This is a genomic window from Amycolatopsis benzoatilytica AK 16/65, assembly GCF_000383915.1.
Taxonomy (GTDB): Bacteria; Actinomycetota; Actinomycetes; order Mycobacteriales; family Pseudonocardiaceae; genus Amycolatopsis; species Amycolatopsis benzoatilytica.
Genome location: NZ_KB912942.1, coordinates 861,706 through 875,708 on the forward strand (window position 1 = coordinate 861,706; position 14,003 = coordinate 875,708).

General features: G+C 71.2%; 10 protein-coding genes. 9 read left to right on the forward strand and 1 reads right to left on the reverse strand.

Features of this window, described 5'->3' with window-relative positions; translation table 11 throughout:
- Positions 1 to 171 precede the first annotated feature (171 nt).
- Positions 172 to 522 carry a hypothetical protein gene (locus AMYBE_RS0104060; protein WP_020658061.1) on the forward strand — a complete coding sequence of 117 codons (351 nt, stop codon included), beginning with the start codon at positions 172 to 174 and terminating at the stop codon, positions 520 to 522.
- 167 nt (positions 523 to 689) lie between these two features.
- Here the strand turns inward: AMYBE_RS0104060 and rocD are convergent, their stop codons facing one another.
- Entirely contained in the window at positions 690 to 1,928 is a 1,239-nt protein-coding gene (rocD, locus tag AMYBE_RS0104065) for an ornithine--oxo-acid transaminase (protein ID WP_020658062.1), read from the reverse strand.
- Positions 1,929 to 2,113: 185 nt separating this feature from the next.
- On the opposite strand from rocD, the gene AMYBE_RS0104070 reads away from it, so the two are divergent.
- From AMYBE_RS0104070 to sthA, 8 genes are all read left to right on the forward strand, one after another.
- Complete coding sequence (locus tag AMYBE_RS0104070; protein WP_020658063.1) at positions 2,114 to 2,968, forward strand: PPK2 family polyphosphate kinase; 855 nt, start codon at positions 2,114 to 2,116, stop codon at positions 2,966 to 2,968.
- A 12-nt stretch (positions 2,969 to 2,980) separates the two neighbouring features.
- Positions 2,981 to 5,092: a S9 family peptidase gene (locus AMYBE_RS0104075; RefSeq protein ID WP_020658064.1), complete on the forward strand. Its 2,112-nt coding sequence runs from the start codon at positions 2,981 to 2,983 to the stop codon at positions 5,090 to 5,092.
- Positions 5,092 to 6,045, forward strand: a complete 954-nt coding sequence (locus AMYBE_RS0104080; protein WP_020658065.1) for an LLM class F420-dependent oxidoreductase — start codon at positions 5,092 to 5,094, stop codon at positions 6,043 to 6,045. Before AMYBE_RS0104075 ends, AMYBE_RS0104080 begins: the two co-directional genes overlap by 1 nt.
- A 532-nt stretch (positions 6,046 to 6,577) precedes the next feature.
- A complete protein-coding gene (locus AMYBE_RS0104085; protein ID WP_020658066.1) occupies positions 6,578 to 8,104 on the forward strand; it encodes a pyridoxal phosphate-dependent decarboxylase family protein in 1,527 nt (508 codons plus the stop codon).
- Positions 8,101 to 9,393 carry a lysine N(6)-hydroxylase/L-ornithine N(5)-oxygenase family protein gene (locus AMYBE_RS0104090; RefSeq protein ID WP_020658067.1) on the forward strand — a complete coding sequence of 431 codons (1,293 nt, stop codon included), beginning with the start codon at positions 8,101 to 8,103 and terminating at the stop codon, positions 9,391 to 9,393. Before AMYBE_RS0104085 ends, AMYBE_RS0104090 begins: the two co-directional genes overlap by 4 nt.
- Positions 9,390 to 11,183 (forward strand): IucA/IucC family protein, encoded by a 1,794-nt coding sequence (locus tag AMYBE_RS0104095; RefSeq protein ID WP_020658068.1) that lies wholly within the window; start codon positions 9,390 to 9,392, stop codon positions 11,181 to 11,183. The genes AMYBE_RS0104090 and AMYBE_RS0104095 overlap by 4 nt, the downstream gene beginning before the upstream one ends.
- Positions 11,180 to 12,493, forward strand: coding sequence for a type I glutamate--ammonia ligase (locus tag AMYBE_RS0104100; protein WP_027927360.1), 1,314 nt, complete (start codon positions 11,180 to 11,182; stop codon positions 12,491 to 12,493). The genes AMYBE_RS0104095 and AMYBE_RS0104100 overlap by 4 nt, the downstream gene beginning before the upstream one ends.
- A gap of 59 nt (positions 12,494 to 12,552) precedes the next feature.
- Positions 12,553 to 13,989: a Si-specific NAD(P)(+) transhydrogenase gene (gene sthA / locus AMYBE_RS0104105; protein ID WP_020658070.1), complete on the forward strand. Its 1,437-nt coding sequence runs from the start codon at positions 12,553 to 12,555 to the stop codon at positions 13,987 to 13,989.
- The last annotated feature ends 14 nt before the right edge of the window (positions 13,990 to 14,003 follow it).

The following is a 14,003-nucleotide window of genomic DNA, read 5'->3' on the forward strand; positions in this document are numbered from 1 at the left end:
GCCCGCGCCCGAGTGCTGCGGACTGCCGAATAGTCCGTGCCGAGTGGTCGCAGCTGACCTTGTCCGGCAGTCAGGAGCGGCCCGGAGACGATCGGGCCCGCCGCCTCCGGCCCCGCGTCGTGCACTCTGCCCGGCCCGAGGCCAGCAGCCGCAAAATGACATGATCGCCTGATGTCCCTGTTCTCCCGCCGTCCCGCCAAAAGTCCTGCCGGTCCGTTTCGGTTCCGGATTTCCGAGATCTACCAGATCCCGATGCGTGGCGTCGTGGTCACCGGGACCGTCACCGACGGGACGGTCCATGCCGGTGCCAGCGCGCTGATCCACTTGCCCAGCGGCGCTCGCGAGGTGGTGGTGACCCGGATCGAGGCGGCTCGCCGCAAGCGCCAATCCGCGGAGGCCGGTGCCGAAGCGGGTCTCTACCTGTCCGGACTCGGCGGGGCCGACATTCCCGTCGTTCCCAGCGGAGACGGCCAGCAGCAGGACAACACCGGGCTGAGCGGAGTCGAAGTCACGTCCGCATGACCTCCCGGGACAGCTGGCTGCGGCCCGCCCCGCCTGGGCGGCGCGCCGTAGTCGCCAAGGCGGGGCGGGCGCGGCATCGAGGTCGCCGTCCGCGTCGGGCTCACCGCAAGGCCGCCGAACAGCAGGGAGCGCCGCCGCCTCGAAGGGCGGCGGCGCATCCGGTCAGATCAACGCTGGACGACCTTGGCGATCGCGTCGATGCCGCGGTCCAGTTCGGCTTCGGTGATCACCAGCGGCGGCGCGACGCGCAGCGTGCGGTCGTGCGTTTCCTTGCACAGCACGCCCAATCCGGCGAGCGCCTCGGACGCTTCCCGCCCGGCCGGACCGTCGGATGCGATGTCCACCCCGGCCCACAGGCCGCGTCCGCGGACTTCGGCGACGCCGTTGCCGACCAGCTTCGCCAGCCGTTCGTGCAGGTGCGCGCCAAGCTCAGCAGAGCGCCGCTGGTATTCGCCGGTCTGCAGCATCCGCACCACGGCACGCCCGACGGCGCAGGCGAGCGGGTTGCCGCCGAACGTCGAGCCGTGTTCGCCCGGCTTCAGCACGCCCAGAACGGCACGGCTGCCGACCACCGCCGACACCGGGACGATGCCGCCGCCGAGTGCCTTGCCCAGCGTGTACAAGTCAGCGCGGACCCCCTCGTGCTCCAGGGCGAGCACGGTGCCGGTACGCGCGAGACCGGATTGGATTTCGTCGGCGATCATCAGCACGCTGTTTTCGTCGCACAGCCGGCGTACTTCGGCGAAGAAGCCGGGCGGCGGCACGATCACGCCGGCCTCGCCCTGGATCGGCTCCAGCAGCACCGCTGCGGTGCGCGGCGTGATCGCCGCTTTCAGCGCTGCGGCGTCGCCGTAGGGCACCTGGACGAAGCCCGGCGTGAACGGGCCGTAGTCGGCGCGGGCGGTTTCGTCGTCGGAGAACGAGATGATCGTGGTCGTGCGGCCGTGGAAATTCGACCGGGCTACCACGATCTCGGCGGTGCCCGCCGGCACGCCCTTCACCTGGTAGGCCCACTTGCGCGCGACTTTCACCGCCGACTCCACGGCTTCGGCGCCGGTGTTCATCGGCAGCACCATTTCGGTGCCGGTCAGCTCGGCCAGTTCGCGGCAGAACAGGCCCAGCTGGTCGTGATGGAACGCGCGGGAGGTCAGCGTGACTCGGCCCAGCTGCTCGGTCGCGGCGGCGATCAGTTCCGGGTTGCGGTGGCCGAAGTTGAGCGCCGAGTAGCCGGCCAGGAAGTCCAGATAGGACTTCCCGGCGACGTCGGTCACCGACGCGCCGGAAGCCTCGGCGATCACGATCGGAAGCGGATGGTAGTTGTGCGTGCTCCATTGCTCGTCGAGTGCGATGAAGTCGTCGGCGGAGGCGGGCTGGGCGGTCCCGGCAGGCTGGGCGGACGCGGTCATGCGTTCAGGCTAGAGGGCGTTCCCGGGGAGTTCAGCCGGGAAACGTTGCTTTTCCCCGTTGTTCGTTGCGCAATCCGCGGGTCGGACCGGCGAATCGCTGCGCGGCTCGCTCGACTGGATGACACTGGCTCCCGGCCCGCGAGACGGTCCCGGGGATCGGGCGCGGATGCGGTTATCGTCCCGGGATGGCGAAGAAGCAGCAGAACGGGAACCAGGTCCGCGACGCACTCCGGGTGAACGGCGAACTGCCGGACCCGGCTTCCTCGCCGGTGGGGCCGGAGAAGAAGGAGAAGGGCGGCAAGAAGCTCGCGACGGCGGGGGAGCGGCTCGCCTCCCTGCAGGAAGCGCTGTATGCCGAGGGCGCCGGCGGCGGCGAGCGCAGCGTGCTGCTGGTGCTGCAGGGCATGGACACGTCCGGCAAGGGCGGCACCGTCGGGCACGTGCTCGGCCTGGTGAACCCGATGGGCGTGCAGTACTCCGGGTTCAAGAAACCGACGGCCGCCGAGCGCAGGCACGACTTCCTGTGGCGGATCAAGCGCCGCCTGCCGACTCCGGGCCACCTCGGCGTGTTCGACCGGTCGCATTACGAGGACATCCTCGTGCCGCGCGTGCTCGGCCAGCTCGGCGCGGCCGAACGGCGGCAGCGCTACACGCAGATCAACGCCTTCGAGAAGGAGCTGGCGGACAACGGCACCACGGTGCTGAAGGTGTTCCTGCACATTTCGCCGGAGGAACAGCTGCGCCGGCTCACCGCGCGACTGGACCGGCCGGAGAAGCGGTGGAAGTTCGACCCGTCGGACATCGAGGCGCGGCGGCAGTGGCCTGCGTACCAATCCGCCTACGAGGACGTGTTCAAGCGCACCTCGACCGGCCATGCGCCGTGGTTCGTCGTGCCCGCCGACCGCAAGTGGTACCGGAACTGGGCGGTCGCCGAGCTGCTGATCGAGACGCTGACCGAGCTGGACCCGCAGTTCCCCGAGCCCGGTTACGACATCGAAGAGCAGCGCATCGCGCTCAAGGGTGTTGACGTGACCGGCTGATCGTCTGAAAGAGTGCTCGGCGTGACCGATTCCGCTCTCGAAGACGTTCCGTTCCTCCGCCAGCAGTCCCGCACCCAGCGGTTCACGCTCGGCTCGCCCAAGGCGTTCCGGGTCTCCCCGGACGGCGCGCGGGTGCTGTTCCTGCGCAGCGCCACCGGCGCCGATCCGCGGCACAGCCTGTGGTCGTTCGACCTCGCGACCGGCGAGGAAACGAAGCTGGTGGACGCCGCCGAACTGGTCTCCGGCGAAGAGGACCTGCCGCCCGAGGAGCGGGCGCGGCGCGAGCGGGCCCGCGAGACCGGCGGCGGCGTGGTGGCGTTCGGGGTGGACGATGCGTTCACCGTCGTCACGTTCACCTTGTCGGGCAAGCTGTACACGCTCGACCTCGCCAGCGGCGAGACGCGAGTGCTGGTCGACGGCTCGGTGATCGACCCGCGTCCCAACCCGGCTGGCACGCACGTCGCGTACGTGCGCGAGCGACGGCTGCGCGTGGTCGAGCTGGCGTCGGGCGACGACCGGGTGCTGGCCGGCGAAGACGGCGAAGACGTCACGTGGGGGCTCGCGGAGTTCATCGCGGGCGAGGAAATGGACCGCACGCGCGGGTACTGGTGGGCGCCGGACGGGCGCAGCCTGATCGTGGAGCGCGTGGACAACGGGCCGGTGCCGCGCTGGACGATCGGCGACCCGGCGAACCCGCAGCAGCCGGCGAATGTCGTGGCGTACCCGTCGGCCGGCTCGCCGAACGCCGAGGTCTCGCTGGCCGTGTTCGGCCTCGACGGCAGCCGCGTCGACGTGGCGAGGGGCGACTGGGAGTACCTGGCCACCGTGCACTGGTCGGCGGGCGGGCAGCCGCTGCTGGCCGTCCAGCCGCGGGACCAGAAGCAGCTGGCGGTGCTGGAGCTGGACCCGGCAGACGGTTCGCTGAACGAGCTGCACGTCGAGACCGACGAGCACTGGGTGGAGCTGGTTCACGGCCTCCCGGCGTGGACCGCGGACGGCAGGCTGGTGGTGGAGAGCGCTGCGGACGGCGATCACCGGCTTCTCGTCGACGGGAAGCCCGTTACGCCGCAGGGGATGCAGCTGCGCGCAGTGGTGCACGTCGGCGAGGAAGTCCTCTTCACCGCTTCGGAAGACGACCCGACGCAGATCCACCTGTACCGCACGGAAGGCGGCGAAGTACGGAGGCTGTCTACTGCCGACGGCGTACACGTCGGTGCAGGCAGCGCGGCGCTGACGGTCCTTTCTTCGTGGAGCCTTGAGTACAGCGGTCCGAAGGTGACCGTGCTGCGAGACGGGGTCGAGGCAGGCTCGATCAGCACGGCGACGGTGGACCCGGAGATCGTGCCTAACCTGACCTTGCTCACGCTCGGCGAGCGTCAGCTGCGCGCGGCGTTGGTGCTGCCGCGCGGCTACGAAGCCAGTGAAGGCAGACTGCCGGTGCTAATGGACCCGTACGGCGGCCCGCACGCACAGCGTGTCCTGCAGAGCCGCAACGCGTTCCTCGTGCCGCAGTGGCTTGCAGATCAGGGCTTCGCAGTGCTGATTGTCGATGGTCGCGGTTCGCCGGGCCGGGGGCCGGCCTGGGAGAAGGAGATCGCCGGGAAGCTCGCTGACGTCACGCTCGCAGACCAGGTCGACGCGCTGCACGCGGCCGCCGCGCGCTATCCCGAGCTGGACCTGGACCGCGTCGCGATCCGCGGTTGGTCGTACGGCGGCTACCTGTCCGCGCTCGCCGTGCTTCGTCGTCCGGACGTCTTCCACGCTGGTGTCGCGGGCGCGCCCGTCACCGACTGGTCGCTGTACGACACGCACTACACCGAGCGCTACCTCGGCAAACCGCAGGACGAGCCGGCGAGCTACGAGCACAACTCGCTCATCGCGGACGCTGGCGAGCTTTCGCGCGCACTGTTGATCGTGCACGGTTTGGCCGACGACAACGTCTTCCCGGCGCACGCGCTTCGGCTCTCGTCGGCGCTGCTGGCGAAGGGCCGCCCGCACGGGTTCCTGCCGCTCGCCGGTGCGACGCACATGACGCCGCAGGCCGAGGAGGTCGCGGAGAATCTCATGCGGCTTCAGGTCGACTGGATCCATCGCGAACTGGCCGAGGCCGGGAAGGAACGCTGATGTCCCGCTGGGGTTTGACGATCCCGCTCACCGGGGTCCCGCTGGTCGAGCACCGGGCGCTGATCGAGGAGCTGCCGGATCTCGGGTACACCGACGCCTGGAGCGCCGAGACCGCGGGGACAGACGCGTTCACGCCGCTGGCTCTCGCGTCGCAGTGGGCGCCGCAGCTGCGGCTGGGCACCGCGATCGTGCCGGTGTACACGCGCGGGCCGGGACTGCTGGCGATGAGCGCGTCGACCCTGGCGGAGCTGGCTCCCGGCCGGTTCGTGCTCGGCATCGGGGCGTCGTCGCCGGTGATCGTGGAGGGCTGGAACTCGGCGGAGTTCGCCAAGCCGTATCAGCGCACCCGCGACACGCTGCGGTTCCTGCGTTCGGCGTTGGCGGGGGAGAAGGTGACCGCGGACTACGAGACGTTCTCGGTCGGCAAGTTCCGGTTGGAACGGGCGGCCGACCCCGCGCCGTCGATCATGCTGGCCGCGCTGCGGCCGGGGATGCTCCGGCTGGCGGCCGAGGAGGCGGACGGGGCGATCACGAACTGGCTGGCCGCCGCCGACGTGCCGAAGGTGCGCGAGGTCGTCGGCCCGGACGTCGAGCTGGCGGCGCGGATTTTCGTCTGTCCGACCGAGGACGCCGCGGCGGCGCGCGGGCTCGGCCGGATGCTGATCTCGTCGTACCTCACCGTGCCCGCCTACGCCGCGTTCCACGATTGGCTCGGCCGCGGCGACCAGCTGCGTCCGATGCACGAGGCATGGGCGGCCGGCGAACGGAAGAAGGCGAACGAGGCGATCCCGGACGAGGTGGTCGATTCGCTGGTGATCCACGGCAGCGTCGAGTCGTGCCGGGAACAGGTTCAGTCGTATGTGGACAACGGGCTGACCACCCCGGTGCTGGCGGTGCTGCCGACCGGCGGCGACGTTTTCGAGCAGGTGCGCGGCCTGGCCCCGGCACGCTGAGCCGCGATCCTCGCGGGATCGCGCACTGCCTCCGGCCCGCTCTGCCCCCCCGCCCGCTCCGCCCGAAACCACTCCCGCGAGTTCGCGCTCCGCCTCCGCCCCACTCTGCCCCGGCACGCTCGATCCGGAACCACTCCCGCGAGTTCGTGCTCTGCCTCCGCCCCACTCTGCCCCGGCACGCTCGATCCGGAACCACTCCCGCGAGTTCGTGCTCTGCCTCCGCCCCACTCTGCCCCGGCACGCTCGGTCCGGAACCACCCCGCGAGATCGCGCCGATTTCTGGACTGAGCGATCCGCTCGGCCCCCAGGCCGAGCGGATCGGGAAGGAAGAAATCGGCTAACGGCGATCTCGCACGCCGCGGCGAGCCGCGGCAATCAAACACAGCAATCAAACACGGCTGGCCGACGCGTGGGACCGGCTGTGCCCAGCATGCTGGGGGCGCGGGTACCCACCCGGTCGTGGACTGTCGGTGGGTATCCGTATCGTTGCGGAGGGTAAGGTAGGCAAGGGTACCCTAAGAAAGGCGGTTCCATGGCGGATGCGCCCTCGGCCTCGGCAGGCGCGCCGGGCCCCCAGCTCTCCTCGGCGGAGTGGCTGGCCGGCGGACCCGGCGGCGCGGACCGGCTGGCCCGGCTGCTTCCGGCGGCCCTGCGCGGAATGGCGGCCGGCACGGCGGAGCGCGGCGGCCCGGTCCCGGCCGGTGGTCCGGTCGCGGTGGCGGCTTCGCTCGCTCGCGCGGCGGACGCCGGTTCGCCGGACGGATCCGTCGCCGCCGGCGGCCTCCCGAAGCACGGTGTCGGAGCGGAACAAGCGCTGGAAGAACTCGCGACTCTCCTGGCGGCCGGGTCGGCCGATCCGGCGGATCCGGCGTGCGCGGCGCACTTGCACTGTCCGCCGCTGGCGGTCGCGGTCGCGGCTGACGCGGTGGCGTCCGCGCTGAACCCGTCGATGGATTCCTGGGACCAGGCGCCGGTGGCGAGCGAGATCGAACGGCAGTTCACCTCCGGCATCGCCGGGCTCTGCTACCCGGACGCCGCGCGTCCGGACGCGGTCGTCACGTCCGGCGGCACCGAGGGCAACCTGCTCGGCCTGCTCCTGGCTCGGGAATCGGGGGTCACCCGGCCGGTCTGCGGCGCGAATTCGCACCACAGCGTCGCCAGGGCCGCCTGGCTGCTGGGCCTCCCCGCGCCGGTCGTGGTGCCGTGCGCGGACGACCGGATGGTCCCGTCGGCGCTCGCCGAGGCTCTCGCGCCGCTCGGTGCGCAGGCGGTCGTCGTGGCGACCGCGGGCACCACGAACACCGGCCGGATCGATCCGTTGCCGGAGATCGCGGAGATCTGCCGTCGCACGGGTGCCCGTCTGCACGTCGATGCCGCATATGGCGGCATGGCGCTGTGCAGCGAAACGCTCCGCCGTCGCGTGGCCGGGCTGGAACTGGCCGATTCGGTGGCCCTTGACCTGCACAAATTCGGCTGGCAGCCGGTCGCGGCCGGGGTGTTCGCCGCTCGCGCGGAAGCGGATCTGCAAGCGCTCACCGTCCGCGCCGAGTATCTGAACGCCGATGACGACACTGAGGCCGGTCTGCCGGATCTGCTCGGCCGATCGCTGCGTACGTCGCGCCGGCCGGATGCGTTCCGGATGGCCGTCACCGTGCGCGCGCTCGGCACGTCCGGGCTTGGTGCGCTGGTGGAACGCTGCTGCGCCAACGCCTCCGCTGTGCACGAGATGGTCAGCGCCCATCCCGCGCTGCGTTCATGGGGCGTGCCGGAGCTGTCCACAGTGGTCTTCCGGCCGCTGGCGGCGGACGAGCTGGCCGGGCTGGCTGGCGACGATCTCGTCGCGCAGGTGCGCCGGAGGTTGCTGGAGGACGGCACCGCGGTGGTCGGCCGCGGCGCGTTGCCGACCGGTCCGGACGGTGCGGCCCAGCTGTGGCTCAAGCTCACTTTGCTGCATCCGCACACGTCGCCGGCCGACTACCGGGCGGTGCTGGACGCGGTCGCGGCGAGCGCGGCGGACCTTCGGGCGAACGTCGCGCGGGAAAGCCCGGTCGCCTCGTGAGGCGCTACCACCTCGCGGGCGTCGGGATCGGCCCGTTCAACCTGTCGCTGGCGGCGCTGGCGGACCCGCTCGACCACCTGGACGTCGTGCTGTTCGACGCGCGGCCGGAGTTCCGCTGGCATCCGGGTCTGCTCCTGGACGGCGCGACGCTGCAGGTGCCGTTCCTGGCCGACCTGGTGACCCTGGTCGACCCCACCAGCCGCCATTCGTTCCTGAACTACCTGCGCGAACGCGGCCGGCTGCTGCCGTTCTATTTCGCCGAGCGATTCCACCTGCCGCGCGCCGAATACGACGACTACGGCCGCTGGGCGGCGGAACGGCTGCCGTCGTGCCGGTTCGGGCACGAGGTGACCGGGCTGCGCTGGATCGGCGGCGAAGAAGCGTTCGAGCTGACTGTCGCCGGGTCCGAGCCGGTGCTGGCCGAGTCGGTCGTGCTCGGCGTCGGTACCCAGCCGAGCGTGCCGGAACCGTTGCGACCCTTGGTGTCCGCGCCGGACGTGCTCGCCCTGCACGCGGCGGACTACCTCGCGTTCCGGCCCGAGCTGCTCGCCGCGGACCGGGTGACGGTGGTCGGTTCCGGGCAATCGGGCGCCGAGGTGTTCCTCGACCTGCTGCGCTCGAGGTCCACTGTGGACGGATTGCGCTGGCTCGCGCGGACGCCGGCGTTCGCGCCGATGGAGTACTCGAAGCTCGGACTGGAACACTTCACCCCGGACTACACCGCGTACTTCCACCGTCTTCCGGAACCGGTCCGCGACCAGTTGCTCCCGACGCAATGGCAGCTCTACCAAGGGATCGACGCCGAAACGATGGCGGAGATCCACGACGAGCTGTACCGCAGGAGCATCGGCGGCGGCTGGCCGGGCGCGGTGCTGACCCCCGGCGTCGAGGTGGTGTCCGCGACCGGCGGGGACGAGATCGAGCTGGGCCTGCGGCACCTCCAGCAAGGAACGGCCGCGACCCATCGCACGTCCGCGGTGGTCGCCGCGACCGGCTACGCGGACACGCCGACCGGTCCGTTGCTGCACGGGCTCGGCGACGCGGTGCACCGCGACGAGCGAGGGCGGCTCGTGATCGGCGCCGATTACCGCGTCGGGCTCGACGTGCCCGGCGCGTTGTTCGTGCAGAACGCGGAGCTGCACACACACGGCCCCGGCGCGCCGGACCTCGGCCTCGGCGCGTGGCGGGCCGCGGCGATTCTCAACGAGGTGTGCGGAAAACCGGTCTACGACCTGCCCGAGCGCACCGCCTTCACCACGTTCGGCCTTGACCAGACGGAGGACCAGTGACCCTGACCGACGACGCCGCTTGGCGGGCCGCGGGCTCGCTCGTCACGCACAAGATGCTCGGCGAGCTGTCCTACGAGGCGATGCTGGTACCCCGGCCCGGCGAACCGACGCAGGCCGGGCACCGCAGCTGGCAGCTCGACCTGCCCGGCGACGTCTCGTACCGCTTCGAAGCCCGCCGCGGCGCGTTCGAGTCATGGACGGTCCTGGCGGGCAGCGCGAGCCGGGTTCACCGCGAGGTCGAGACTCCGGCGGACGATCCGCGCACGCTGGTGGTCGATGCCCGCGAACGCCTTGGCCTGACCGGGCTCAGGCTGGCCGACGTCCTCGCCGAGCTGACCGCGACGGTCGCCAACGAAGCTACCCGGCTGCGCCGCGCCCCCAGCGCGGCCGCACTGTCCAAGATGGACTACAACTTGGCCGACGGGCACCTCACCGGGCACCCGCGGCTGGTGCTGAACAAGGGCCGCGTCGGCTTCTCCGCCCGTGACCGGGCCCGCTACGCGCCGGAGTCCGGCGCGGACATCCGGCTCCGCTGGTACGCCGTGCACCGGGACCTCGCGCAGTTCCGCAGCGTGGCCGGCCTGGACGCGGAATCCTTGCTGCGCGAGGAGCTGGACGCCGAAACCCGGGCCGAATTCGCCGCGCGTACCGCGAAACTGGGCGATCCGGCCGAATACCTCTGGGTGCCGGTCCACCCGTGGCAGGCCGACGAGATCATCGGCACGCTCTACGCCGCCGAGCTGGCCGTCGGCCGGATGGCGGATCTGGGCGAGAGCAGCGACGTGTACCGTCCGCACCAGACGGTCCGGACGCTGGCCAACCGCTCGGCGCCGAGCCGGCGGGACGTGAAAACCGCGGTGTCCGTGCGCAACACCCTCGTCTACCGCGGTCTGAACTCCGCCGCGACGCTCGCCGGGCCGTCGGTCACCGAATGGCTGCGCCGGATCGACGCCGCGGACCCGCTGCTGTCCGAGAAGTACCGCTTCGAGCTGCTCGGCGAGGTGGCGAGCGTGTCCGTCCGGCATCCGCTGTTCGGCTCGCTCGAGGAGCTGCCGTACCGGTTCCACGAGACCCTCGGCGCGTTGTGGCGCGAGCCGCTGGCCGCTCGCCTCGACGAAGGCGAACAGGCGATTTCCTTCGCTGCCCTGCCCTACCGCGACATCGCCGGTGAAACCGTGCTGACCAGGCTCATCACCCAGTCCGGCGAAGGAACGGAGGCGTGGCTGGCGCGGCTGTTCGACCTGCTGCTCACGCCGCTGCTGCAATGGCTGCTCCGGTACGGCGTCGGCTTCTGCCCGCACGGGCAGAACCTGGTCCTCGTGGTCGACCCGGCTGGCCGGCCGCTGCGCGTCGCGATCAAGGACTTCGCCCAGGGTGTCGACCTGATGGACGAAGACCTGCCCTGTTACGCGGATCTCCCGCCGGAAGCCGACGCGGACATGCTGCGCTGGCCCGCGCACCTGCTCGCGCAGTCGCTGTTCAGCTCGGTCTTCTCCGGGCAGCTGCGGTTCTGGGCGGAGATCCTGCTGGACGACCTGGGCTTCGCGCGCAGCGAGTTCTGGGCGCTGGTGCGCGAGGTCGTCGGCCGCTACCGCGACGAAAACCCGGACGTGGCCGGGCGGTTCGACGCCTGCCGGCTGTTCGCGCCGGACGTCGAGCGCGTCACGCTCAACCGCGAACACTTCGCCGGGCAAGGCTTCGACAAGGTCGAACGGGACGACGAGTTCGACGTCCGCTGGGGCCGGGTGCCGAATCCTTTGCACCGCCCCGATCCGGACGGCGTGTGGTGACGCCGTTCGACCGCCCGCTCGGGCCGCGCTCGCTGGCCGTGCGTGCCGAAGCGGGCGCTGCGGGCGCTGCGGTGCTGCGCCGGGTGCTGGCCGAGGACGGCGCCAGGTTGCTGCTGCTGGTCCCCGATCCGCACGCCCGATTCGCCGCGGTGGAGCTGGCCGCGCCGTTCGCCGCCGAGGTCTTGGACCGCGGGTACGGCGTCTGCAGTTACGTCTTCGCCTGGACCCCGGAGCGCGAGCCATTGCCGGAGACCGAACAGCTGCGGTCCTACCTCGGTGGCTTCGGTGACCTGCGAGTCCGGCTCGACGCGGCGACCGCGTTCCCGCTCGGCGATCGCACCTGGGCGGTGGTCGGGGACGCCGAGCTGCCGTCCGGCGCACCGGCCGGGCTCGCTCCCCGGACCGTCCTGCGGGAGCAGCTGGCAACGCTGGAGAAACACGGGCTGGTCCCCTCGATCGGGATCGAGCACGAGGTCGTTTTCCGCACTGCCGAAGGAACTCCGCTCACCGGGCACGGCGTGGACTACGCCGTCGGCGGCACCGAACGGCTCGCTCCGCTGCTGTCCGACCTGCGCTCGGCGACCGCGGGGCTGGGCGTCGAATCGGCACGCGCGGAGTGTCATCCGGGCCAGTACGAAGTGGTCCTGCGTCATCGCGACGCGCTCGCTGCCTGCGACGACGCCTTGCTGCTGCGGCTGCTGACCCGCCGGGTGGCCGCGCGGCACGGGGTGCAGGCCGACTATTCGGCCGCGCCGGAACCGGGCCAGGGCAACTCGGGCCATGTCCATCTGTCGCTGTCCGCTTCGGACGGTCCGGTCGGGTTTCCGTTCGCGCTGGGCGCTTTCCTGGCCGGGGTCCTGCGCGATGCCCGAGCCTTGTCCGCGGTGTGGGCGCCGACCTGGAACAGCTATGTCCGGCTGCGCACCGCCCCGTTCTCGCCGCGCGAGCTGCGCTGGGGCCCGGACGATCGCACCTGCGCGGTCCGGCTGTGCGGCACGTCGTCCGCGCCGCGGCTGGAGTTCCGGTTCGCCGGAGCGGACGCGCAGCCGCATCTCGTCGTCGCCGCGCTGCTCGCCGCGGGCGCCGCCGGGCTTGCCGACGAGCTGACGCCGCCCGCGGACGGCGTCCCGGTCGGAGAGCTGGCAGCGTCGCCGTGGGAGGCGTTGGCGCTGATAGCCGAGGGGCGCGTGGCGAAATTGCTCGGGGAGGAGGTGGCTGCGCAACAGGCCGCGTTGCTACGCGAAGAACTCGACGCCGCGCTCGGGTCGGTGACGGATCTGCAGCGCCGCCGGAGCGCGCTGCGGTCCTGACGGTTGAACTGTCGGGGTACGGCCGGCGCCGACACGGCCCGCGAGACTTGCGCGGACCGATGCGGTTGCGCAGGCTCTGGTCGGTGAGCGAATACGAGTACGACCTCATCGTCATCGGTTCGGGTCCGGGAGGACAGAAAGCCGCCATCGCGGCGGCGAAACTGGGGAAGAAAGTAGCGGTCGTCGACCGGCACGACATGGTCGGCGGCGTGTGCGTGAACACGGGCACTATCCCGTCGAAGACGCTGCGCGAAGCCGTGCTGTACCTGACCGGCATGAACCAGCGCGAGCTGTACGGCGCGAGCTACCGGGTCAAACAGGACATCACTGTCGCCGACCTGATGGCTCGGACGCAGCACGTGATCGGCCGCGAGGTCCAGGTGGTGCGCGCGCAACTGCTGCGCAACCACGTCGACCTGATCCGCGGCATCGGTTCGTTCGCCGACCCGCACACCGTCCTGGTCGACGGCAAGCACCGAGGCGACCGGCGCACGATCACCGGCGACTACGTGGTGATCGCGACCGGCACCCGCCCGGCGCGCCCGGACCACGTCGACTTCGACGCCGCCCGCGTGCTCGACTCGGACGAGATCCTGGCGCTGGAGTCGATCCCGTCGTCGCTGGTCGTCGTCGGGGCCGGGGTGATCGGCATCGAGTACGCGTCGATGTTCGCCGCGCTCGGCTCGCGGGTGACGGTGGTCGAACAGCGCGACCAGATGCTCGACTTCTGCGACCCGGAGATCGTCGAGTCGCTCAAGTTCCAGCTGCGCGACCTCGGCGTCACGTTCCGGTTCGGGGAGAAGGTCGCGAACGTCGCGGTGTCCGACGACGCCACTGTGACGACGCTGGTCAGCGGCAAGCGGATCCCGGCGGACGCGGTGATGTACTCGGCCGGACGGCAGGGCATGACCGGTGAGCTGGGGCTGGAAAACGCCGGCCTGGCCGCGGACCGCCGAGGCCGGCTCGAGGTCGACGAGCACTACCGGACGTCGGTCGAGCACGTGTACGCGGTCGGCGACGTGATTGGCTTCCCGGCGCTCGCCGCGACGTCGATGGACCAGGGCAGGCTCGCCGCGTACCACGCGTTCGGCGAGCCGGCGCACGACATCGGGGCGCTGCAACCGATCGGGATCTACACGATTCCGGAGATCTCCTACGTCGGCGCGACCGAGGCGCAGCTGACCTCGTCGTCGGTGCCCTACGAGGTCGGCATCGCGCGGTACCGGGAGCTCGCGCGCGGGCAGATCTCCGGGGACAGCTACGGGATGCTGAAGCTGCTGGTGTCGACCGCCGACCGGAAGCTGCTGGGCGTCCACGTGTTCGGTACCGGCGCGACCGATCTGGTGCACATCGGCCAGGCCGTGATGGGCTGCGGCGGCACGGTGGATTACCTGGTGGACGCGGTGTTCAACTACCCGACGTTGTCGGAGGCGTACAAGGTCGCGGCGCTGGACGCGACGAACAAGATCCGGGCGCTCGAGCGGTTCGGCGGCTGATCCCGAAAGGTCCG

What these genes read in the sequence shown, in the direction of transcription:
- AMYBE_RS0104080 (WP_020658065.1), top strand. Translation starts at nt 5,092, where the DNA reads ATGTCCCGCTGGGGTTTGACGATCCCGCTCACCGGGGTCCCGCTGGTC.
- rocD (WP_020658062.1), bottom strand. Translation starts at nt 1,928, where the DNA reads ATGACCGCGTCCGCCCAGCCTGCCGGGACCGCCCAGCCCGCCTCCGCC.
- AMYBE_RS0104085 (WP_020658066.1), top strand. Translation starts at nt 6,578, where the DNA reads ATGGCGGATGCGCCCTCGGCCTCGGCAGGCGCGCCGGGCCCCCAGCTC.
- AMYBE_RS0104060 (WP_020658061.1), top strand. Translation starts at nt 172, where the DNA reads ATGTCCCTGTTCTCCCGCCGTCCCGCCAAAAGTCCTGCCGGTCCGTTT.
- AMYBE_RS0104070 (WP_020658063.1), top strand. Translation starts at nt 2,114, where the DNA reads ATGGCGAAGAAGCAGCAGAACGGGAACCAGGTCCGCGACGCACTCCGG.
- sthA (WP_020658070.1), top strand. Translation starts at nt 12,553, where the DNA reads ATGCGGTTGCGCAGGCTCTGGTCGGTGAGCGAATACGAGTACGACCTC.